The sequence below is a fragment of the Microbispora bryophytorum genome (genome assembly GCF_006874465.1).
In the GTDB taxonomy this organism is placed as follows: domain Bacteria; phylum Actinomycetota; class Actinomycetes; order Streptosporangiales; family Streptosporangiaceae; genus Microbispora; species Microbispora bryophytorum.
Map to the genome: position 1 here is coordinate 58,037 of NZ_VIRL01000003.1, position 21,864 is coordinate 79,900.

The following is a 21,864-nucleotide window of genomic DNA, read 5'->3' on the forward strand; positions in this document are numbered from 1 at the left end:
CGAGGCGAGGAGGCGGCATGAGCAGGCATGACGAGCCGATCGTGCTGGGCATCGAGACGTCCTGCGACGAGACGGGCGTGGGCATCGTCCGCGGCCACACGCTGCTGGCCAACACCATCGCCTCCAGCATGGACGAGCACGCCCGCTTCGGCGGCGTGGTGCCGGAGGTGGCCTCGCGGGCCCATCTGGAGGCGATGGCGCCCACGGTCGAAGGCGCGCTGGCCGCCGCCGGGCTGCGCCTGTCCGACATCGACGCGGTCGCCGTCACCGCGGGCCCCGGTCTCGCGGGTGCGCTGCTCGTCGGCGTGGCCGCCGCCAAGGCGTACGCGCTGGGGCTCGGCGTTCCGCTCTACGGGGTCAACCACCTCGCCGCGCACGTCGCCGTGGACCAACTGGAGCACGGCCCGCTGCCCAAGCCCTCGATCGCGCTGCTGGTGTCGGGAGGGCACTCCTCGCTGCTCCTGGTGCCCGACGTGGCGCGGGACGTCATCTCGCTCGGGTCGACGGTGGACGACGCGGCCGGGGAGGCGTTCGACAAGGTGGCCCGTGTGCTCGGGCTGCCGTTCCCCGGCGGGCCGCACATCGACCGGGCCGCCCGCGAGGGCTCGGGCACGGCGGTGACGTTCCCCCGGGGCAAGTTCGACGACGGCACCCTCGACTTCTCCTTCTCCGGCCTGAAGACGGCCGTGGCGCGGTGGGTGGAGGCCCGCGAGGCGGCGGGCGAGACGGTGCCCGTGGCCGATGTCGCGGCGTCGTTCCAGGAGGCGGTCGTGGACGTGCTCACCCGCAAGGCCCTGCAGGCGTGTGCCCGCTACGACGTGAAGGATCTGCTGATCGGGGGCGGCGTGGCCGCCAACTCCCGGCTGCGGGCCCTGGCCCAGGAGCGCTGCGACGCGGCCGGGGTGCGCCTGCGGGTGCCGCGGCCCGGCCTGTGCACCGACAACGGCGCGATGGTGGCGGCGCTCGGCGCGGACCTGGTGGCGGCGGGCGTGCACCCCTCCACCCTGGAGATCCCGGCCGACTCGTCGCTTCCGATCACCGTCGTCAACGTCTGATCGCCGCCGGGCGGCGGAGCGGTTCCCCGCCGGCGTCGCGGTTTTGGGTCGGCGCTGCGGTTTTCAGCCGGCGTGGCGGCGGAGCGGTCGTCAGCCGGCGTGGTTGCGGGGGCGGTCGTCAGTCGGCGTGGCCGCGGGCGGGGCGCAGGAGAACCTCGGCGAGCGCCAGCATGGTCTCCTCCAGCGCGGCGAGCCGCCGGGCCACGTCGCCCCGGGCCGGCTCCATGGCGCGCGTGACCGCGTCCGAGACGGTCTCGGCGATCTGCTCACGGTCCGGCCTGCTGCGCACCGCGTCCACGAGGGGCACGACGGCCCCCGCCGCCACGGTGAGGTCGGCGTTCATGCCCGCGATGGTGGTGCTCATCTCGTCCACTCCGGCGGCGACGTCGCCGACGCCGGCGCCCAGCGCGGTCACCCTGGCGTCCATGCCCTCGACCCCGCTCTCCACCGCCTCGATCCGGCCGCCGACCGAGTCCAGCCGTTCGACGACGACGGCCTCCAGCCGCTCGGTGCGCTCGGTGATCGCGGCGAGAGTCTTGTCGATCCGGGTGAACCGCCCGGCGGCGGCCTCCATGCTCCCCTGGAACTTGCCGAGCCGGTGCGCGACGTCCGCCATCCGTTCGGCGAGGCCCTGGGCGCGGCCGCCGACCTCGTCCACGTGGTCGCGCAGCAGCTCCATGTGCTGGGCCAGCCCCTCCGCCCAGGCGGGCGGCCTGACCGTCATGTCGTCGAGCCGCTGCGTGATCACCTCGATTGCCACGCCGAGGCCGCCCAGCTCGCGCTCGCGCACCTCGCGCAGGAGCCACTCCATGCCCTCCAGCCGCTGGCGGATCTCGTCGAGCACGGCACCCTGCGTTCGCTGCTCGTAGACATGGTCCTGGGCCGCCCGGGCGAGCAGTTCGCGCATCCGATCGGAGATGGCGGTCTGGCTGCCCGCCTGGAGGAGGTTGTGGCTGGAATGCTCCACCGAGAATGCTCCTTCACTCGCCGAAACATCGGTTCGGCCCGGTCTCGCGCAGATGAACGAACAGGCGGACGCCCGACGGCCAACTTTAGGCCCTGACCCGCGGCCATCAGGCGGGGAATGAGAAAGGCGGTAATTGCCGGTGAATTATTCCGATTTCATCCGTTTGCGCTGGTCACGGGCTGGCAGAGCAGGGCGAACGGACGCTCCTCGATGCGGGTGAGCACGATCACGGCGGAATTGCCGCCGGAAAGCCGCAGATCCTTGCGCAGCCGCTCGACGTCGACGGCGGACCCGCGTTTCTTGATGGTGACCACGCCGACGCGCCGTTCGCGCAGCACCGCTCTCAGCCGTTTCAGCGAGAACGGCATGACGTCGGTCACCTCGTAGCAGGAGGCCCACTCCGTGCGTACGAGACGGTCGCTTGTGATGTAGGCGATCCGCGAATCGACGAGGCGGCCCGACACGAGGGCGGCGACCTCGGCGACCAGGTGGGCCCGCACCGCGGCGCCGTCGGGCTCATAGAGGTAGCGGCTCACCGGCCCGGTCTCCGCCTCCGCGCCGGACGCCGTGAGCGTGGCCCCGGACGGCAGCAGGGTGGCACGCCGTCCGCCCGGCCCCATCCCGGTCCAGATGGCCGCCTCCTTCACCTCGCCGCGGTACGACACCCACTCGGCCTCGGCGCCCTCCGGGATGAACTCGTACGGGATGCCGGGAGCCACCTTCAGGCAGGCCGCCGGGGCGCGGGCCACCAGGTCGAGCACGACCGGCCAGGTGGGGGAGTAGGCCATAGGGTCGAAGGTCCGTCCTCTCGCCCCCCTTCTGGCGGGGTCGGCGAACAGCAGGCCGTATCCGCCGGGGTCGGTCAGCGCGGCGTCGCCCGTGCGGACGTGGGCCAGACCGGACAGTCCGAGCGCCGCCGCGTTGGCGCGGGCGATCTCCACGGTCAGCGGGTCGAGGTCCACGGCGTCGACCGGGCAGCCCGCCCTCGTCAGCGCGAGCAGGTCCCCGCCGATCCCGCAGCAGACGTCCAGTACGGCAGGACCGCCCTCCGGCTCCCCGTGAGCCGGGGTTCCGTCGGCCGGGGTTCCGTCGGCCGGGAGCCCGTCGGCTTGGAGCCCTGCGGCGCGGATTCTGGCCGCGCGGTGTGCGGCGACCTCGGGGCGCGTGGCCTGCTCCAGCCCGTGGGGGGTGAAGTACATGACGGCGGCGTCGGGGCCGAACTTGGCCTCGGCCCGCCGTCGCAGCGACGCCTGCGTGAGCGCCGCCGCCGTCAGGTCCGCCGGGTGGCTGCGGCGCATCGCGCTCGCGGCGGCCACCGGGTCGGCGCCGTCGGCGAGTATCTTCACGGCCTCGTCCAGGGCCCCGCGCCCGGCGGGCGTGAGCAGCGTGCGGAAGGCGTCCAGGTCCACGCCCGCGACGCTACCGCCTGCCCGGCGGTCAGCAGGAGCCGACGTCGCCGAGCGAGGTGAGCAGCTTGCGCAGCAGGCCGGACAGTTGCTCCCGGTCCTCGCCGGTGAGGCCGGCCAGAAGTCGCTCCTCGTTGGCCACGTGACCCGCGAGCAGGGCGTCGGCCACCGCCCGGCCCTCGCCGGTGAGGGTGATCAGGACCATGCGGCGGTTGGACGGCGAGACCTCCCGGTGCACCAGGCCCTTGACGACGAGGCGGTCCACCCGGTTGGTGAGCGCCGCGGAGCTGACCATCGCGGCCGTGGCGAGATCGCTCATGCAGAGCCGGTGATCGGGGGTGGACCGGAGGAGAGTCGCGAGCACGTCGAACTCCCACGGTTCGAGGTCGTGCCCGGTGAAGTACTCCTTGATGCCCTTCTCCAGCAGGCGGGAGGCGCGGGAGATCCGCCCGGCGACTCCCATCGCGGAGCAGTCCACATCCGGGCGCACCCGGGCCCACTGGCCGAGGATCCGGTCGACGGCGTCCTCGCCGGGAGCGCGGTCGGCGGTGGTGTGGTCGGCGGCGGTGTGCGTCGTGAGGGTGGTGTCCGTGAGGGTGTCGTTCATGGCGCGCGCGGTCTGGGTCCTCCTCGCCGCTCCTCCTCCGCTGCCATCGTATCCAACACTTCGACATTGAAATGTGAGCCGTGGATGCGATGTTCCGGCCGGACGGTGACGCGGGCGCGGCGGACGGCTGAACGGGCGGGCTCTGGCGTGTTGCCGCCAGGTGCGTCTGACCTGCGATGCCGGTTCGTGTTGACTGTCACGCGCCACTTGCATACTGTTTCGTGTTGGCACTCTCCCAGTGAGAGTGCCAATAGCGACGAGACAGGTCTGACACCCGCGACGGCAGGCCGCTGGTCGCCTCTTCAGCTCATTCATCGCAATCTGAAGGGGAGGTCCGATCGTGACGACCGCCACCAAGGTTCCCGTTAAGCCGCTTGGCGACCGCATCGTGGTCCAGCCGCTTGAGGCTGAGCAGACCACCGCCTCCGGCCTGGTTATCCCGGACACCGCCAAGGAGAAGCCGCAGGAGGGCCGTGTCCTCGCTGTGGGCCCGGGCAACTGGGACGAGGACGGCGAGAAGCGCATCCCGCTGGACGTCAAGGAGGGCGACGTCGTCCTCTACAGCAAGTACGGCGGCACCGAGGTCAAGTACGGCGGCGAGGAGTACCTGGTGCTCTCGGCCCGCGACGTGCTCGCCATCATCGAGAAGTAGTAGGCCGCGCCGGCCTGTGGAGCCCCGGGCCATGCGCCCGGGGCTCCGCGCGCTCTTAAGGAGACCTGAATGCCGAAGATCCTGGAGTTCGAAGAGGACGCGCGGCGCGCTCTCGAGCGTGGTGTCAACGCTCTCGCCGACGCCGTCAAGGTGACGCTCGGCCCCCGTGGCCGCAACGTCGTCATCGACAAGAAGTTCGGTGCCCCGACGATCACGAACGACGGTGTGACCATCGCTCGTGAGGTCGAGCTGGACAAGCCGTACGAGAACCTTGGCGCCCAGCTCGCCAAGGAAGTGGCGACCAAGACCAACGACGTCGCGGGTGACGGCACCACCACTGCGACCGTCCTGGCCCAGGCCATGGTCCGCGAGGGCCTGCGCAACGTGGCCGCCGGCGCGCAGCCGCTCGGGCTCAAGCGCGGCATCGACAAGGCCGCGCAGGCCGTCAGCGAGCGGCTGCTCAGCAGCGCCCGCCACGTCGAGGACAAGAAGGAGATCGCCAACGTCGCGACGATCTCCGCCCAGGACGCGAAGATCGGCGGCCTGATCGCCGAGGCGTTCGACAGGGTGGGCAAGGACGGTGTCATCACCGTCGAGGAGTCCAACGCGATGGGCCTGGAGCTGGAGTTCACGGAGGGCCTCCAGTTCGACAAGGGCTACCTGTCGCACTACATGGTGACCGACTCCGAGCGCATGGAGGCGGTCCTGGAGGACCCCTACATCCTCATCACCCAGGGCAAGATCTCCTCCATCGCGGACTTCCTGCCGCTGCTGGAGAAGATCGCGCAGACCAAGCGCCAGCTGCTGGTCATCGCCGAGGACGTCGAGGGTGAGGCCCTGGCCGTCCTGGTGACCAACAAGATCCGCGGCACCTTCACCTCCGTCGCCGTCAAGGCCCCCGGCTTCGGCGACCGCCGCAAGGCCATGCTGCAGGACATCGCCATCCTCACCGGCGGCCAGGTCGTCAGCGAGGAGATCGGCCTCAAGCTGGAGCACGTCGGCCTCGATGTGCTCGGCACGGCCCGCCGCGTCGTGGTCAACAAGGACACCACCACGGTCGTGGACGGCGCCGGCGACGCCCAGGCGATCGAGGACCGCGTCCGCGAGATCAAGGTCGCGATCGAGCAGTCCGACTCCGACTGGGACCGCGAGAAGCTCCAGGAGCGTCTCGCGAAGCTGGCCGGCGGCGTGTGCGTGCTGCGCGTCGGCGCCGCCACCGAGGTGGAGCTGAAGGAGAAGAAGCACCGCCTCGAGGACGCGATCTCCGCGACCCGCGCCGCGATCGAGGAGGGCATCGTCTCCGGCGGTGGCTCCGCGCTCGTGCACGTGTCCAAGGAGCTCGACGACCTGGGCCTGACCGGCGACGAGGCCACCGGTGTCTCGATCGTCCGCAAGGCGCTGGTCGAGCCCGCCCGCTGGATCGCCGAGAACGCGGGCATGGAGGGCTACGTCGTCACCGCCAAGATCGCCGAGATGAAGGCCGGTGAGGGCCTCAACGCCGCCACCGGCGAGTACGGCGACCTGGTGGCCCAGGGCGTCATCGACCCCGTCAAGGTGACCCGCTCGGCCGTGCAGAACGCCGCGTCCATCGCCGGCATGCTGCTCACCACCGAGGCCCTCGTCGTGGACAAGCCCGAGGAGGAGGCTCCGGCCGCCAACGGCGGTCACGGTCACGGCCACGGTCACGGCCACTGATCCCGCGCCTTCCGCGCACCGCGCCCCGCGCCGCCCGTAAGGGCGGACCGCGGGGCGCACTGCTTTCCGCCCCTTGTCCGCTCCGCCCCTTGTCCGCTCCGCCGGTGAGACGGGCCGCCGGGAGGCGAAGCGGGCTCGCGGGCAATGCGAACGACCCGCATGTTTCTTTTTCCCTGTCAAGTCGTCAGTCGTATATTCGTCATTTTCGACATTACGGTTGGAATGTTCCAACGGCAGAGTGATCAGTCGATTACGGAGTGTTATCGACGCGCCAATGTGACCAATCCGTAGCCGTTAACCATGACGACATGAACGATCGTGACGGGCATCATGCCTAACGTGACCGAGGGATGCGTCGCCGACGCCGTAACTGGGGTAAGGCTTGCGACGAGATCGGATGAGCCCGACCTCAGGGAACTGACCAGCCTTGCCGTACAGGGAGATCGCACCGCGATCGAATCACTGCTGAGACACCTGCGCCCGATGGTGGTCCGCTACTGCAGAGCTCGACTGGGCAGGGTGTCCGGTCAGTATCACATCGCCGACGACGTGGCCCAGGAGGTGTGCATCGCGGTGCTGTCGGCGCTGCCGCGCTACCGCGACATGGGCCGCCCGTTCGCCTCGTTCGTCTTCGGAATCGCCTCCCACAAGGTGGCCGACGCCCTCCGCAGTTCGGTTCGCTCGGCCGTGCCCACGCAGGACCTGCCGGACGGGCCCGACGAGGGTCCCGGGCCGGAGGAGACGGTGGTGCGCTACATCGAGGCCCAGCACGCCCGCGACCTGCTCGCCCGGCTCCCGGACACCCAGCGCGAGCTCCTCATCCTGCGGGTGGTCTCGGGCCTGTCCGCCGAGGAGACGGGTAATGTACTCGGCATGTCACCAGGTGCCGTCCGGGTCGCGCAGCATCGTGCGCTCGCCAGGCTCCGGCAACTGGCCGAGCTGGAGTCGATTGCGTGACCACGAAACGTCGTCGTACGGCTCGCCACCTCGGGTCGTACGGCGATGCCGACGTGGAGGGCGAAGTAATGCGGACGGACGCCGTCCTTGACGCGCTCGCCCGCCGCGAGCCGGTCGGCGGCACGGACGCCGCCATCCGGCTGCTCGGCGCGCTCGTCGTCGACGTGGACGGTCAGTGGCTCTCCTCCGTGTCGATCACGCCGTCCACGTAGCCCCGGGCGTACTCCCAGCTGACGTAGTCGGCCGGATCGGGCTGGTAGGCCGGCTCATGGACCTGAGGCCGGCCGTTGTCGATCATCTGGCGCAGGTTGCCGCGCAGCAGGTCCCAGTCGAAGTAGTGCTGTTCGCCGCACTCCGGGCAGTCGAGGACCAGGCCGAGCACACCCTGGGGTTCGAGCAGGGAACGGAAGACCTCCACGTCGGCGAGATCGGTCAGCGCCTCGTCGCGTTCCGCGAGCGTCAGCGGCTCCACGTCGTCGGGCGCTCCAAGCTCCGACGCGGGGTCGTTGGGGTCATCCGCGAACGGGTCGCGGGGGACGTCTTCCAGCACGCATCCCACCTTATGACCACGGCCCCCTCCACGAGGATAAGTGCGCCCCATCCGCTCGGCGGGCCGCGCCCCGCGGCGCGGGCGTCACAGCCAGCCGCGGCGGGCCGCCTCCACTCCGGCGTGGAAGCGGGACTGAGCCCCCAGCTCCGACATCGCCTCGGCGAACCTGGCCCGCACCGTGCGTACGGAGACCCCGAGGTGGCGGGCGACGGCGTCGTCGGACAGGCCGTGCGCGGCCAGCCGCAGCACCTGCTGCGCGTTGGTGCGCGGGGAGATCGGCGCGGCCTGGGCCCACAGCGCATCGAACAGTGCCCGCAGCGCCCCCACCACCACCGGGGCGTGGACCAGGAAGCAGTTGCAGGAGTGCTCGTGCGGCGGGACGCCCCACTCGGCGGGCAGCCCGGCGGTGCCGTCGCCGAGGGCGAAGAACCAGCTCGGCACCGCGTCGAGGGCCCGCAGCCCCGCGCCCGCCGCGGAGAACCGCGCGCACACCTCCCGCATGGCGGGTGCGGACACGGCGTCGAGCGCGACGACCATCCGCAGGCTCAGGATGCCGTCCGCGGTGGCCTGGATCCACTGGGCGCCGTACCCGTCCGCCAGCCTGGCCATGGTGCGGAGGTCCGGCACGGCCATGACCAGCTCGGCGGGGGGCGCCTGCAGCGCGAGGCCGATCACGCTCTCGCAGAGCTCGTCCGCGCCGCTCACCGCCTCGACCGAGAACCGCCCGCTGCGCCAGTCGAGGCCCGCGTCGTAGTGGTGGGTCAGGCGCCCCGCCGCCGCGAGCACCTCGTCGATCTGGCGCGTCTCGCGGGCCATGCGGTCCAGCCGCTCGGCCACCAGCCGCCCGATCGTCGCGGCCGGGTGGCGGGCGATGAGCTCCTCCCGCCGCCGGTTCACCGCACCGAGCCGTACGAGCCCGTCCAGGGCGTCGAGCACGTCCTCGGCGGACCGGCCGACCGCCTCGGCGAGCTCGGTCAGCGTGGTGCGGTGCAGCCGCAGCATGGCCGTATAGAGGGCCGTCTGGTCGGGGGAGAGGCCGAGGCTTCCGAACGGGTCGTCGGCCGGGGAGGGGGCGTTGCGCGTCGTACTCATGCTCGCTCCGTCGGTGGTCACACTGGTCGCGCGGCGCCGATGGCCCCGCACCGGTCGCGCCGCGCCGGTCGCATCGGCGCGTTGATCCAATGGCCCGCCGGCCCCTGGGGGAAAACGTTTCCCGGCGTCCCGCGCGCCGACTTCCGCCCATCCCCGCCTCGCTTCGGATCGCGAGAATAGCTCGGATTTTCCGCGCTGTCCGTCGCGTTCACACATTTGGCCGGGGTGAGCATGGCGGCTTTTGTATGGATGTGATCGTTCGGCATTTGTCTCGGGCGTAGTTTCGAGAGACAGGAAATGCATCTTTGTGCAGTTGCACGTTACGCCATTGCGCATGGACGCTACGTGACGCATTCTTGACCCAGCGTTAGCCGGGAACGCCCCGTCTGCCGGGCGCGGAGGGGGGCTCGACGGGCGTGGCGGGCGCGACGCGGGGAAGTGGGGGGACCGGAAGCCGGTCCCCCCACTTTTTATGCCCTCCCTCTTGACAGGTCGGCCGGATGCGGTTTGGGGCGGCCACTAGACTGACCTCGGGTCTGGCGAGGACCCGCGCGCGAAGACCCGCGCACGGGGACCCACAGCGCAGGAGGGGTGCAGCAGATGGCCAAGTTCACCGAACCGGGACTCACGTTCGACGACGTGCTCCTGGTTCCCGCCTATTCGGACCTGCAGCCGGGGGACGCCGACACGACGACCCGGCTGTCCCGCACCATCACGCTGCGCATCCCGCTGGTGTCGGCCGCGATGGACACGGTCACCGAGGCGCGCATGGCGGTCGCCATGGCCCGGCAGGGCGGCATCGGCATCCTGCACCGCAACCTCTCGATCGAGGAGCAGGCGCAGCAGGTCGACCTGGTGAAGCGGTCGGAGGCGGGGATGGTGACCAACCCCGTCACCTGCTCTCCGGAGGACACCCTGGCCGACGTCGAGCGGCTGTGCGCGACGTACCGGATCTCCGGCGTCCCGGTCACCGACCGGGACGGCGTGCTCGTGGGCATCGTCACCAACCGCGACATGCGGTTCGAGAGCGACCAGAGCAGGCAGGTGCGCGACGTCATGACCCCGATGCCGCTGGTGACGGCGCCGGTGGGGGTCGACCGCGACGAGGCGTTCCGGCTGCTGCGGCAGAACAAGGTCGAAAAGCTTCCGCTCGTGGACGAGGCCGGCCGCCTGCAGGGCCTCATCACGGTCAAGGACTTCACCAAGAGCGAGCAGTACCCGAGCGCGACCAAGGACGCTGACGGCCGCCTGATGGTCGGCGCGGCGGTGGGCGTCGCGGGCGACGCCGAGGAGCGCGCCATGACGCTGATCGAGGCGGGCGTGGACGTCATCATCGTCGACACCGCCCACGGGCACTCGCGCGGCGTGTGCGACATGATCGCCAAGATCAAGGCCAACGGACGGGTGGACGTCATCGGCGGCAACGTCGCCACCCGCGCGGGTGCGCAGGCGCTGGTCGACGCGGGCGCCGACGCGGTCAAGGTGGGTGTCGGGCCCGGCTCGATCTGCACCACCCGGGTCGTCGCGGGCGTGGGCGCCCCGCAGCTCACCGCCATCTACGAGGCCGCGCTGGCGTGCGGCCCGGCCGGCGTCCCGGTCATCGGCGACGGCGGCCTGCAGTACTCGGGCGACATCGCCAAGGCGCTGGCCGCCGGGGCCGACACGGTCATGCTCGGCTCGCTGCTGGCCGGCTGCGAGGAGTCGCCCGGCGAGCTGATCTTCATCAACGGCAAGCAGTTCAAGTCCTACCGGGGCATGGGGTCGCTGGGCGCGGTCCGCAACCGTGAGCGCGGCGGCACGTCGTTCAGCAAGGACAGGTACGCGCAGGCCGAGGTGTCCGGGGAGGACAAGTACATCCCCGAGGGCATCGAGGGCCAGGTGCCCTACCGCGGCCCGGCGGCGGCGGTGGCCCACCAGCTGGTCGGCGGCCTGCGGCAGGGCATGTGGTACACCGGCTCCCGGACGATCGAGGAGCTGCACGAGAAGGCGCAGCTCATGCCGATCACCACGGCCGGGCTCAAGGAGAGCCACCCGCATGACATCCAGATGACGGTCGAGGCTCCGAACTACCACGGGCGATAGTTTGTACCGCAAGAGACGGAAAGAACGGGCGATATGACACAGGTGGAGATCGGGCGCGGCAAGAGCGGGCGGCGTGCCTACGCGCTGGACGAGATCGGCATCGTGCCCTCCCGGCGCACCCGCGACCCGGAGGAGGTGTCGATCTCCTGGCAGATCGACGCCTACCGGTTCGACTCTCCGCTCGTGGCGAGCCCGATGGACAGCGTCGTGTCGCCGCAGACGGCCATCGAGATCGGGCGCCTGGGCGGCCTCGGCGTGCTCGACCTCGAAGGGCTGTGGACCCGCTACGAGGACCCGGCGCCGCTCCTGGAGGAGGTCGCCACCCTCGACCGGGCCGCCGCGACCGCGCGGCTGCAGGAGATCTACACCGCGCCGATCAAGGACGAGCTGATCGGCCGGCGCATCGAGGAGATCCGCGCGGCCGGTGTCACGACCGCCGTACGGCTGTCGCCGCAGCGCACCGTGCAGCACCACAAGGCCGTGATCGACGCGGGCGTGGACATCTTCGTGATCCGCGGCACGACGGTCTCCGCCGAGCACGTCTCCGGCCGGGCCGAGCCGCTCAATCTCAAGCAGTTCATCTACGAGCTCGACGTCCCGGTGATCGTGGGCGGCTGCGCGACGTACACCGCGGCGCTGCACCTCATGCGGACCGGCGCGGCCGGCGTGCTGGTCGGCTTCGGCGGCGGCGCCTCGCACACCACCCGCACCGTGCTGGGCGTGGTCGTGCCTATGGCCACCGCGATCTCCGACGTGGCCGCGGCCCGCCGCGACTACATGGACGAGTCGGGCGGCCGGTACGTCCACGTCATCGCCGACGGCAGCATGGGCGGCTCCGGCGACATCGCCAAGGCGATCGCCTGCGGCGCCGACGCCATCATGGTGGGCTCGCCGCTGGCGCGGGCCAGCGAGGCCCCCGGCCGCGGGTTCCACTGGGGATCGGAGGCCCACCACCCCGAGCTGCCGCGCGGCAAGCGGGTCGAGTTCGGCACGATCGGCACACTGCGGGAGATCCTGCACGGCCCGTCGTCGCTGGCCGACGGCTCGATGAACCTGCTCGGCGCGCTGCGCCGCACGATGGCCACCGCCGGTTACTCCGACCTCAAGGAGTTCCAGCGCGTCGAGGTGGTCGTCGCCCCGCCGCAGCGCTGAGCCGCTGTCAAGCAGGCCGGGCCCGGCCTCCTTCAGGCACCCGGCCCCGCGTCAGCGGCCGCGCGGGGTCACCAGGCCGGATTCGTAGGCGAAGACCACCAGCTGCGCGCGGTCACGGGCGTGCAGCTTGGCCATGGCCCGGTTGACATGGGTTTTGGCGGTCATCGGGCTGATCATCATGCGGCCGGCGACCTGGTCGTTGGACAGCCCCTGGGCGACCAGTGCGACGGCCTCGCGTTCGCGGTTGGTCAGTTCTTCCAGCTCCACCTCGGCGCCCGTGTGGAGCGGCTGCGTGACGAACCGGTCGATCAGCCTGCGGGTGACCGACGGTGCGAGCAGGGCGTCGCCGCGCGCGGCGACGCGTACGGCGTGCAGGAAGTCTTCCGGCACGATGTCCTTGACGAGGAAGCCGGCGGCGCCGGCACGCAGCGCGTCGAAGACGTACTCGTCCAGCCCGTAATTGGTGAGGATGACGACGTGCACCCCGGCCAGGGCCGGGTCCGCGGCGATACGCCGGGTCGCCTCGATGCCGTCGACGACCGGCATCTGGATGTCGATGAGAGCGATGTCGGGCAGGTGCTCTCTGACCAGCGCCAGGCCCTCCACCCCGTCGCCGGCCTCGGCGACCACCTCGATGTCGTCTTCGAGGTCGAGAAGCGCGCGGAACCCGCTGCGCAGGAGCGGCTGGTCGTCGACCAGCACGACCCGGATCACGGCGTCCGCTCCACCGGGAGTTCAGCGTGGACGGTGAAGCCGCCCTCGCCGCGTGGCTCCGCGCGCAGGCGACCGCCGAGGGCGGTCACCCGTTCGCGCATCCCGAGCAGTCCGACACCGGGCACGGGCGCGGCGCCGGGAGTGGCCTTTCCGTCGTCGTCCACCCGTATGACCAGGGCGTCGGGACGGTGGTCGATCCAGACCGCCGCAGTGGTGGCGCAGGCATGCCGGGCGATGTTGGTCAGCGACTCCTGGACGATCCGGTACGCGGTCCGGTCGACCGCGGCCGGCACGTCGTCCCGGTGTCCCTCGACCGTCAGCGTCGCGTCCAGGCCGGTCGTCCGGGCCCTTCGCACCAGGTCCGGGACGTGGTCGAGCCCACGCATCGGGTTCTCGCCGTCGTCGCGCAGCACCTCCAGAGTCGCCCGCAGTTCGCGGGCCGCCTCACGGCCGGCCTCTCGGATCGCCAGCAGGGCCTCCGGCACCTGTTCGCCCCGTTTGCGGGCCACGTGGACGGCGACCTCGGCCTGCACCTTGATCACCGAGATCTGGTGGGTCAGCGAATCGTGCAGTTCCCGCGCGATGTGCAGCCGCTCCTCGTCCGCGCGGCGGCGCGCGGTCTCCTCACGGGTGCGCTCGGCCTCGTCCGCCCGGCGCTCCGCCTGCCGCAGCGCCTCACCCGCCGCGCCGGCCGCGATCAGCCAGGCCAGCTCCAGGGCGCCGCGGGCCTGGGCGAGCGCCGCGCCCGTGTCGTGCAGGCCCGCGGCCATGGCCGCGAGGGGGAGAGCGGCCAACATCGTCACACTCGCCGCCACCGTGATGACGCGGTGTCCGGCCCGCATCGCGGCGTACACCGCGAACAGGTACGCGACGGCGGGCACATCGAAGCCGGCCGCCTGGTAACCCACCGCGCACAGCCCGGTGACGGCCAGGACGGGGACCGGCGCTTTGCGGCCCGCGGCCAGTGCCAGGCCGCCGGCCACCAGCAGCGTGTAGCCGACCGGATCGAGGTTCGTCGCGGGGTGCTGCTTGGACAGCCCGGTGACCAGCAGCGCCGCCGCCACGCAGACGGCAATCGCCCGGTCTCCGGCACCGGACCGGACTGTCCTCATGCGCGCCTCATGCGCGCACCCTAGCCGGATGCGCGCATGGGCGGCTCCTCCGCGCGGATGATCGGCGGCCTACCGCGCCCGCGGTACTTCCACGGCTCCTGCCGCGTCCGCGGCAGCCGGACGCGGCACCGGCGGCAGCGCCGATCGCCCGCTCGCGGCGGACGACCGGCGGCGGGTCCGGCGGACATGCTCGGGTGACGTCCTGTCGTTCGAGGAGAAGGAGCCCCTCATGTCCGTCAGTCACCTGCTTGCCGCCGCCCCGACCGCCCCGGCCGCCCTGCTCGGATATGCCGGGCATGCCACGCCGTCGGCGGCGCATCTCCTGGTTCAGCCGGCCGGCGTCGGCGCCTACACCCTGACCGCCGGACGTCTGTGGGCCTTGGCGGCCATGATGCTGGGGCTGGCCGGCGTGGTCGTCGGCGGGCTGGCGCTGGCCCGCTCCGCCGGACGAATCGGCATCGGCGACGCGAGACGCGGGGCCGTCGTGGCCCTGGTGGCCGGACTCGCCGGCGCTGTCGTCGGCGGGCTGGTCGTGGCCGCCGCCGACGGCGGTCCCGGCACCGGCTACGGAATAGTCGGGGGCTACTTCGCCCTGGTGGTGGGGCTGGCCGGCGTGGTCGTCGGCGGGCTGGCGCTGACCCGATCCCGCCGCATCGGCTGATCGGCCAGGGGGCCCGCCGGGCCCAACTTCGGCTTGGCGGGGAACGGTCAGGGGTGGCGGACCCAGGCGCCGCGCTTCATCACGCCGCCGACGCGCAGGTCGTCGTCGAGCACCACGAGATCGGCGTACTTGCCGACCGTGATCGAGCCGATCTCGCCGTCCAGCCCGAGGACGCGGGCGGGGGTGAGCGAGGCCATCAGCGCGGCGTCCACCGGTGAGCGCCCGGCCTCCCGCACGGTGCGGCGGAAGGCCACGTCCATCGTGAGCGTGCTGCCGGCGATCGGGCCGCCTCCGGGCGCGTCGGAGGCGAGCCGGGCCACCCCGTCCACGACGTCGACGGTCATCGGGCCGAGCGGGTAGCGCCCGTCGCCCATGCCCGTCGCCGCCATCGCGTCGGTGACCAGGGCCGTACGGCCCGCGCCCGCGGCGTGCATGGCCAGGCGCAGCATCGCGGGGTGGACGTGGACGCCGTCGTTGATCAGCTCGACGGTCACCCGCTCGTCCTGGAGCAGGGCGGCGATCGGTCCGGGCGCGCGGTGGCCGAGCGGCGGCATCGCGTTGTAGAGGTGGGTGGCCACCGTCGCCCCGGCGTCGATCCCCTCGATCGTCTGCTCGTAGGTCGCGTCGCTGTGGCCGAGCGCGGCGGCGACGCCCTCGGCGGCGGCGTCCCTGATCACGTCGAGCGCGTTCGGCAGCTCGGGCGCGATCGTCAGCATCCGGACGTGGCCCCGCCCGGCCTTCACCAGTGCCCGGAACTCCGCCACGTCGGGCTCGCGCAGCAGCGTGGGCTCGTGCGCGCCGCAGCGCGACCTGGCGATGTAGGGCCCTTCGAAGTGGATGCCGGCGAGCAGGCCCTGCTCGCACAGGTCGGCGAGCGCCGAGGCGGCCCGCGTGAGCGTGTCGGGCGCGGCGGTGACCAGGCTGGCCATCAGGGTGGTCGAGCCCCGGCTCAGATGAAGGGCCGCGGCCGTGGCGGCGGTCTCCGGGTCGCCGTCGGGGAAGCTTCCGCCGGCGCCGCCGTGGGTGTGGATGTCGACGAAGCCGGGGACGACGGTGCGCCCGCCCAGGCCGAGCCCGTCGCGCGGGGCCTGCCCGCGCCCGATGTGGGTGATCCTGCCGTCCTCGATGGTGAGCCAGCCGTCGTGGACGCCGTCGGGAGTGACGACACGGGCATCGGAGAGAGTCACGCTCATGCCGCCATCCTCCCGCGTGCCGCGCGTGCCCGCCGCTCGGGGTCCGGCGGCTCCCGCCGTACGCGTGGGCACGCCGACAGGACGGTCATCACTCCAGAAAGCGCCCATTAGAGCGATAAGTCCACAATGGGCGTGAATAACGGTCGAAGCTCTATAACGCCATGAAGGGCCGGAAGGGGCACGTCAGGCACCCCGGGAGACGGCATGTCGGGGCACGTCTGCACACGTCTGCGCACGTCAGCGCACGTCAGGGGCATCGATCGGGAAACCCGGATCATTCACCCGAGAAACCCTGTACATGACAGGTAAGTCACAGGTAAGAACTAACGATGGTAAATCCGCGTGCGAACTACGGTGTGGACGCCCCCGGCGTGCTGGCCGGACTGACCCTGGGCGGGATCGCCGAGCTGGCACTCGCCGCCGTGCTCTTCGGGATCGGCTGGCCGATCCCGGCCGTCGTGCTCCTCGTGGGCGGGATCGTGCTGGTCGTGGGCGGGGCGCTGTTCGCCCACACCACCCTCCGCGGCAAGTTCGAGGTCTGGGACGCCGAACTCGACCGGCTCGGGTTGACGGGGAACGAACAGGTTCTCGACCTGGGCTGCGGCCGCGGCCTGGTGCTGCTCAAGGCCGCGGCGCGGCTGTCGTCCGGGAGGGCCACCGGCATCGACCTGTGGTCGACCAGGGACCAGTCGGGCAACAATCAGGACGCCACCTCGGCCAACGCGCGCGCGGAGGGGGTCGGCGACCGGGTCGACCTGATCACCGGCGACATGCGCGACCTCCCGTTCGACGACGCCACGTTCGACCTGGTCGTCTCCAGCCTCGCGATCCACAACATCCCGCAGGAGGAGGGCCGCGCGGAGGCGGTGCGCGAGGCCTTCCGCGTGCTCAAGCCGGGCGGGCTGCTGCGGATCGCCGACTTCCGCAACGCCCGCCGGTACGCCGAGGTGCTCACGGAGTGCGGCGCCGCCGACGTCGAGGTCTACGACCTCGGCTGGAGGTTCTGGTACGGCGGGCCGCACGCCCGTACGTCGATGGTCGCCTGCAGACGTCCCTGAGATCAGGGGCCGGTGGGGACGGTCCGCCGCTCACGTTACGGCGATGACCGCCTGCCAGGCCCGTCTGATTGATCACGCAGCGTCCCGGAGTGGGCGCGTGCCGTGTGTGGTGACCGTGATGCGCCTCGCCGCGGGACGGCGAGGGGTGCGCCGAAGTGTTCACCGACTATTAGGAGATCCCTGGAAAAGCGGACGGAAAAGATGGATTGGTGGGTAACTACTCACGGGTAGATTGCTCGGAAGCGGCGAAAGCGGTACAGAAGGAGCCATATGACGGCGAGGATGGGGACGGCGAGGCTCGGCCCGGCGGAACGCACCGCTGCCCTGGCGCGGATGGAGGCGCAGGAACTCGACGTGGTCGTGATCGGCGGCGGCGTCGTGGGCGCCGGTGTCGCGCTCGACGCGGCGACGCGCGGGCTCTCGGTGGGCCTGGTCGAGGCGCGCGACTTCGCCTCCGGCACGTCGTCCCGGTCGTCCAAGCTGATCCACGGCGGGCTGCGTTATCTGGAGCAGTTCAACTTCGACCTCGTCAGGGAGGCCCTGCGGGAGCGGTCGCTGCTGCTCAAGCGGATCGCGCCGCACCTGGTCAGGCCGGTGCCGTTCCTGTTCCCGCTCACGCACGCGGGCTGGGAGCGGCCGTACGTCGGGGCGGGGCTCGCGCTCTACGACACGCTCGGGCTGTCCTTCGGCCTCACCCGGGGCGTGCCGGGGCACCGCCACCTGACCCGCCGCCAGGCGCTGCGGGTCGCCCCCTCGTTGCGCAGGTCGGCCTTCACCGGCGCCGTGCAGTACTGGGACGCCCAGGTGGACGACGCCCGCTTCGTGATGACCACGTTGCGCACCGCCGCGACGTACGGCGCGCACGTCGCCTCGCGGGCGCAGGCGGTCGGCTTCCTGCGCGAGGGGGAGCGGGTCACCGGGGTGCGCGTGTGCGACCTGGAGACCGGCGCCGAGCTGGACATGCGGGCCCGCCAGGTCGTCAACGCGACCGGCGTGTGGACCGACGACATCCAGCACCTCGTCGGCGGCCGGGGGCAGATCCACGTGCGGGCGTCCAAGGGCATCCACCTCGTGGTGCCGCGCGACCGCATCCACTCGCTCAGCGGGCTCATCATGCGCACCGAGAAGTCGGTGCTGTTCGTCATCCCCTGGGGCCGGCACTGGATCATCGGGACCACCGACACCCGCTGGAACCTCGACAAGGCCCACCCGGCGGCCTCGCGGGCGGACATCGACTACCTGCTCGACCGGGTCAACGCGTTGCTCTCGGTGCCGCTGACCAGGGACGACGTCGAGGGCGTGTACGCCGGCCTACGGCCGTTGCTGGCCGGGGAGTCCGAGGAGACCTCCAAGCTGTCGCGCGAGCACGTCGTCACCCACCCCGTGCCGGGGCTGGTCATGGTGGCCGGCGGGAAGTTCACGACGTATCGGGTCATGGCGGCCGACGCCGTGGACGCGGTCGCGCACGGCCTCGACCAGCGCGTGCCGCCGTCCTGCACCGATCAGGTGCCGCTCGCCGGCGCGGAGGGCTACCAGGCCCTGTGGAACTCCCGCCACCGCATGGCGCGCTCCTCCGGGCTGCACGTGGCGAGGATCGAGCACCTGCTGGAGCGGTACGGCTCGCTGATCGACGAGGTGCTGGCGATCATCGAGCGCGACCCCGCGCTCGGGCGGCCCCTCGACGGCGCGGACGACCACCTGCGCGCGGAGATCGTGTACGCGGCGACGCACGAGGGCGCCCGGCACCTCAACGACACGCTGACGCGGCGCACCCGCATCTCGATCGAGACCTTCCACCGGGGGACCGCGGTCGCTCAGGAGGCCGCCGAGCTCATGGCCGGCCCGCTCGGCTGGGACGCCGATCAGGTCAAGCGCGAGGTCGAGTACTACACCAAGCGGATCGAGGCGGAGCGGGCCTCCCAGGAGCAGGACACCGACCAGGAGGCCGACGCCATCCGCCTCGGTGCGCCGGAGATCGTGCCCGTCGCACCCCCGCGCGACCTCGCGAAGGCGCCGGGGACCATCAGATGAAAGGGATCCACGCGCGCTCGGCCAGCGTGGCGGCGTCGCTGACCTTGAGACCGCTGCCGGACACGGTCCACAGGTCGGCGCCTATGACGAGGGAACGGCGGATGCCCTGGTCGGCGGGGGCGAAGCCGCTCCTGGCCGGCGGCCGCGGGTGGGTCACGACGCCCAGCTCGGTGATCTCGCGGTCGCCGACGCGCAGTGCGAGCGCCGCGCTGCCGGCCATCCCGCCGCCGGCCCGGTTTCGGAGCGGGAGCACGGCCAGCCCGGTGGCGGGCCAGTAGAGGAAGGCGTGCGGGTCCCACTCGGCCTCCGAGCCGAACCCCTCCCGGTGGAACCGCGACAGCACCGCGGGCGCGGCCGGGTCGGAGACGTCGAACAGCGAGATCTGCGTGCCGAGCACGCGGCCCGCCTCGCTCGCCTCCTGGCCGATGCCGACGAGCCGCCCCTCGCCCGCCGGGTGGAGATAGGCGGAGAATCCGGTGATCTTCAGCTCGCCGGTGACCTTCGGCGCGGCCGGATCCCGCAGGTCCAGCGCGTACAGGGGGTCGGTCTGGCGGAACGTCACCACGTAGCCGAGGCCGTCCGCGAACCGCACCGAGTAGATCCGCTCGCCCTTGCCGAGGCCCGTGACCGAGCCCGTCCGGGCGAGCGTGCCGGCGTCGAGCACGTACACGCCGCTCTCGCCGGTGCCCGGGCTTGCGCCGAGCACCTCGTCGCCGCTGGTCGTCGCCACCCGCAGATGACCGTCGTACTCCGACAGGGAGTACTGGTTCAGCAGCCGTCCCGGCACCGATCCCGACGTGACGTAGCGCGGGGCGCCGGGGGTGGAGACGTCGAAGCGATGCACGTCCGTGCGCTCGGGCGGCACCCCCGGGGTGGCCGTTGGCGCGGCGGCCGACGAGCCGGGCGCGGGCGCCACGTCGATCGGGTGAGCCCCCCACCAGCGGGGATTGCTGGTGACGTAGAGGCTGCCCGCCGTTCCGTACACGGTGTCGCCGTCGGCCGCGACCGCGATCGGCGCAGGCGAGCCGAACGGCGTGGCGGCGGCCAGGTCGATCGTGTGGACGGTCAGCATCGAGGTGCCGGTGAACCGGCCGGGGTGGCTGACCCGGTCGCAGCCGACCCGCTCGGTGCGCCTCGCGTCACCCGACTCGACGTCGTACGACGGCAGCCACGCGCCGGCGGGGGCGGACAGCACGGCCTCACGGTTGCCTTCGAGCAGTTCCCGCTCCGACGCGTTCTCCTTCGGCGGCGGAAAGGCGATCTCCGGCTGGGACCGGACGACGAGCCGCACCGTGGAGCCGGCCTGCCGGGCGTCGACGTGCTGCCCGTGCACGGTCATCGCGCCGAGGACGCGCGGCTCGCCGGACAGGTCCACGAGCACGTACCTCGGGCCGCCGGGGGCGACCCGGGCCGTGGCCGTCGCTCCGAAGGGGATGATCCCGCCCCCCTCGAACAGCACGAGCGCGCGGTCGCCGTGCACCAGCAGACCGGCCTGGACCCACGATTGGTCCCCCGCCTGATCCTGGGCGACGAGCCGCAGCGTCCCGGTGACCTTCCGGGTCCTCGCGTCCACGACGCGCAGCACGCCCCCGGTGACGGTGATCACCCGGTCGCCGTCGGTCTTGACCAGGTCGGGCTCGTCCATGCCCGCCTCGTGCGTGTTCGTGGTCGAGTGCGACTGCTGCTCGGGCATCGCCTGCTTGGCGGTGGCGGCGACGTCGGAGCGGGCCGCGTAGAACATGGCGTCCCCGAAGCCCCAGGGGGTCACGTTCCGCGCGGCCGCCCGCCGCAGCCCCTCCGTCATCTCGTCGCAGTCGGCGTACGCGACGAGCCGCACGTTGTCGACCAAATCGGTGCCGGCTGGATCGGTACTGGTCACGTCCGCGGGAGGCGGCGGGAAGTCCTGCGTCGTACGGCCACCCGCGCAGCCCGTGGCTCCCAGGGCCAGCAGCGCGGCGAGAACGCCCGCCGTACGGATCGATGTCCTCATGCTCCCAAGACGGATCACCCTCCGTCCCGGTTCGACGGCCGCCGCCGATCCGGTCGGTGCGCCTCGTACGGCCCGCGCGAGCCCGTCGTCATCCGGGCAGGCAGGTTCCTGCAGCCGGGATTCGCGGCCGGCGCCGCAACGGGGGCGCCCTGCGGCAGCATGCCGACGACATGGAGCACCAGCGGTTCGTCACCGGGGGAGGACAGGGCGGGGCCACCGGAGGAAGGCGTGCAACCGCCGTTCCCCGCCGAGAGTGCTCGGTCCTCCGTGGCCCGGAAGCAGGCGTGTGGCGTCGTCCAGCGGCCGGCAGATCCGGGAGAGGCCGTCACGGAGCCGACTGGCGTCGCCGCCCGGCCCGTCACTTCGGCCGAGCGACCCGGCGAACAGCGCGTCACCGGTGAAGAGCGCGGGCTCACCTGACTCGACGTAGTACGCCACCGAACCGGGAGTGTGCCCGGCGACATGATGGGCCTGGATGGTCAGGCCCGCCGCCTCGACGACCGGAGAGCCGGGCGCTCCGCAGGGGCGCATGTCTGAGGGCTCCGCATTGGGGTGGCCGGCGAGCAGTTCCCGGGGGAAGCTCTCCGGCAGCCCCCGGGCGGGCGCGGCGACCATGAACCGGTCATCGGGATGGACGTACACCGGCACGCCGTAGCGCTCGCTGAGCGGCAGCACGTCCCAGGTATGGTCCATGTGGCCGTGGGTGAGCAGGATCGCTTCCGGTTCGAGGCGATGCCGGGTCACAAGCCTGCGCAGCGCGGCGGCCGAGCGCTGCCCGGGATCGATGATCACACAACCGCTGCCCGGCCCGGCTGCGACCACGTAGGCGTTGGTCTCGAAGGAACCGGCGCGGAACTGGAATACAAGCATGAAGGATCCCTGATCCTCTG

Annotated in this window: 20 protein-coding genes; 10 read left to right on the forward strand and 10 right to left on the reverse strand. The window is 72.0% G+C overall.

From position 1 onward, the window contains the following. Window positions 1-17 precede the first annotated feature (17 nt). Window positions 18-1,055 carry a tRNA (adenosine(37)-N6)-threonylcarbamoyltransferase complex transferase subunit TsaD gene (gene tsaD / locus FLX07_RS07835; protein ID WP_142569090.1) on the forward strand — a complete coding sequence of 346 codons (1,038 nt, stop codon included), beginning with the start codon at window positions 18-20 and terminating at the stop codon, window positions 1,053-1,055. Window positions 1,056-1,173: 118 nt separating this feature from the next. On the opposite strand, the gene FLX07_RS07840 is transcribed toward tsaD, so the two are convergent. From FLX07_RS07840 to FLX07_RS07850, 3 genes are all read right to left on the reverse strand, one after another. Next, a complete protein-coding gene (locus FLX07_RS07840) occupies window positions 1,174-2,022 on the reverse strand; it encodes a hypothetical protein (protein ID WP_142569092.1) in 849 nt (282 codons plus the stop codon). A 155-nt stretch (window positions 2,023-2,177) separates the two neighbouring features. After that, window positions 2,178-3,431, reverse strand: coding sequence for a class I SAM-dependent methyltransferase (locus FLX07_RS07845; protein ID WP_142569094.1), 1,254 nt, complete (start codon window positions 3,429-3,431; stop codon window positions 2,178-2,180). A 28-nt stretch (window positions 3,432-3,459) separates the two neighbouring features. After that, window positions 3,460-4,035: a MarR family winged helix-turn-helix transcriptional regulator gene (locus FLX07_RS07850; protein WP_142569096.1), complete on the reverse strand. Its 576-nt coding sequence runs from the start codon at window positions 4,033-4,035 to the stop codon at window positions 3,460-3,462. Between the two features lie 340 nt (window positions 4,036-4,375). On the opposite strand from FLX07_RS07850, the gene groES reads away from it, so the two are divergent. The 4 genes from groES to FLX07_RS07870 all read left to right on the forward strand — a co-directional run bounded on the left by groES (window position 4,376) and on the right by FLX07_RS07870 (window position 7,551). Beyond that, window positions 4,376-4,687, forward strand: coding sequence for a co-chaperone GroES (gene groES / locus FLX07_RS07855; protein ID WP_030508383.1), 312 nt, complete (start codon window positions 4,376-4,378; stop codon window positions 4,685-4,687). A gap of 69 nt (window positions 4,688-4,756) precedes the next feature. After that, window positions 4,757-6,382, forward strand: a complete 1,626-nt coding sequence (groL, locus tag FLX07_RS07860) for a chaperonin GroEL (RefSeq protein ID WP_142569098.1) — start codon at window positions 4,757-4,759, stop codon at window positions 6,380-6,382. A gap of 330 nt (window positions 6,383-6,712) precedes the next feature. Then, the gene (locus FLX07_RS07865) at window positions 6,713-7,339 is read left to right on the forward strand and encodes a sigma-70 family RNA polymerase sigma factor (RefSeq protein ID WP_142569100.1); all 627 of its coding nucleotides are present in this window, start codon (window positions 6,713-6,715) and stop codon (window positions 7,337-7,339) included. After that, window positions 7,336-7,551, forward strand: a complete 216-nt coding sequence (locus FLX07_RS07870) for an anti-sigma-D factor RsdA (RefSeq protein WP_142569102.1) — start codon at window positions 7,336-7,338, stop codon at window positions 7,549-7,551. Before FLX07_RS07865 ends, FLX07_RS07870 begins: the two co-directional genes overlap by 4 nt. Here the strand turns inward: FLX07_RS07870 and FLX07_RS07875 are convergent. Continuing rightward, on the reverse strand, window positions 7,512-7,889 hold the full coding sequence (locus tag FLX07_RS07875; protein WP_139573618.1) for a DUF5319 domain-containing protein: 378 nt from the start codon (window positions 7,887-7,889) through the stop codon (window positions 7,512-7,514). The two genes, FLX07_RS07870 and FLX07_RS07875, sit on opposite strands and share 40 nt — an antisense overlap. Window positions 7,890-7,973: 84 nt before the next feature. Next, complete coding sequence (locus FLX07_RS07880) at window positions 7,974-8,981, reverse strand: helix-turn-helix transcriptional regulator (RefSeq protein ID WP_142569103.1); 1,008 nt, start codon at window positions 8,979-8,981, stop codon at window positions 7,974-7,976. 600 nt (window positions 8,982-9,581) lie between these two features. Here FLX07_RS07880 and guaB point away from each other — a divergent pair. Together guaB and FLX07_RS07890 are read left to right on the forward strand one after the other, a co-directional pair. Next, window positions 9,582-11,063 (forward strand): IMP dehydrogenase, encoded by a 1,482-nt coding sequence (gene guaB, locus FLX07_RS07885; RefSeq protein ID WP_142569105.1) that lies wholly within the window; start codon window positions 9,582-9,584, stop codon window positions 11,061-11,063. 33 nt (window positions 11,064-11,096) lie between these two features. Then, window positions 11,097-12,215 carry a GuaB3 family IMP dehydrogenase-related protein gene (locus FLX07_RS07890; protein WP_189104893.1) on the forward strand — a complete coding sequence of 373 codons (1,119 nt, stop codon included), beginning with the start codon at window positions 11,097-11,099 and terminating at the stop codon, window positions 12,213-12,215. 51 nt (window positions 12,216-12,266) lie between these two features. Here the strand turns inward: FLX07_RS07890 and FLX07_RS07895 are convergent, their stop codons facing one another. Next, entirely contained in the window at window positions 12,267-12,929 is a 663-nt protein-coding gene (locus FLX07_RS07895; protein WP_142569106.1) for a response regulator, read from the reverse strand. After that, a complete protein-coding gene (locus FLX07_RS07900; RefSeq protein ID WP_142569108.1) occupies window positions 12,926-14,041 on the reverse strand; it encodes a sensor histidine kinase in 1,116 nt (371 codons plus the stop codon). The genes FLX07_RS07895 and FLX07_RS07900 overlap by 4 nt, the downstream gene beginning before the upstream one ends. A gap of 229 nt (window positions 14,042-14,270) precedes the next feature. On the opposite strand from FLX07_RS07900, the gene FLX07_RS07905 reads away from it, so the two are divergent. After that, complete coding sequence (locus FLX07_RS07905) at window positions 14,271-14,702, forward strand: DUF6223 family protein (protein ID WP_142569109.1); 432 nt, start codon at window positions 14,271-14,273, stop codon at window positions 14,700-14,702. Window positions 14,703-14,749: 47 nt separating this feature from the next. On the opposite strand, the gene nagA is transcribed toward FLX07_RS07905, so the two are convergent. Then, window positions 14,750-15,895 (reverse strand): N-acetylglucosamine-6-phosphate deacetylase, encoded by a 1,146-nt coding sequence (nagA, locus tag FLX07_RS07910; protein ID WP_142569111.1) that lies wholly within the window; start codon window positions 15,893-15,895, stop codon window positions 14,750-14,752. 329 nt (window positions 15,896-16,224) lie between these two features. Here nagA and FLX07_RS07915 point away from each other — a divergent pair, with 329 nt between their 5' ends. Both FLX07_RS07915 and FLX07_RS07920 read left to right on the forward strand, forming a co-directional pair. After that, window positions 16,225-16,953 (forward strand): class I SAM-dependent methyltransferase, encoded by a 729-nt coding sequence (locus tag FLX07_RS07915; RefSeq protein WP_142569113.1) that lies wholly within the window; start codon window positions 16,225-16,227, stop codon window positions 16,951-16,953. Window positions 16,954-17,223: 270 nt separating this feature from the next. After that, a complete protein-coding gene (locus FLX07_RS07920; protein WP_142569115.1) occupies window positions 17,224-18,984 on the forward strand; it encodes a glycerol-3-phosphate dehydrogenase/oxidase in 1,761 nt (586 codons plus the stop codon). On the opposite strand, the gene FLX07_RS07925 is transcribed toward FLX07_RS07920, so the two are convergent. Continuing rightward, a complete protein-coding gene (locus tag FLX07_RS07925; RefSeq protein ID WP_142569117.1) occupies window positions 18,977-20,974 on the reverse strand; it encodes a beta-propeller domain-containing protein in 1,998 nt (665 codons plus the stop codon). The genes FLX07_RS07920 and FLX07_RS07925 overlap by 8 nt on opposite strands. A gap of 189 nt (window positions 20,975-21,163) precedes the next feature. Continuing rightward, on the reverse strand, window positions 21,164-21,844 hold the full coding sequence (locus tag FLX07_RS07930; protein WP_142569119.1) for an MBL fold metallo-hydrolase: 681 nt from the start codon (window positions 21,842-21,844) through the stop codon (window positions 21,164-21,166). Window positions 21,845-21,864: the final 20 nt, after the last annotated feature.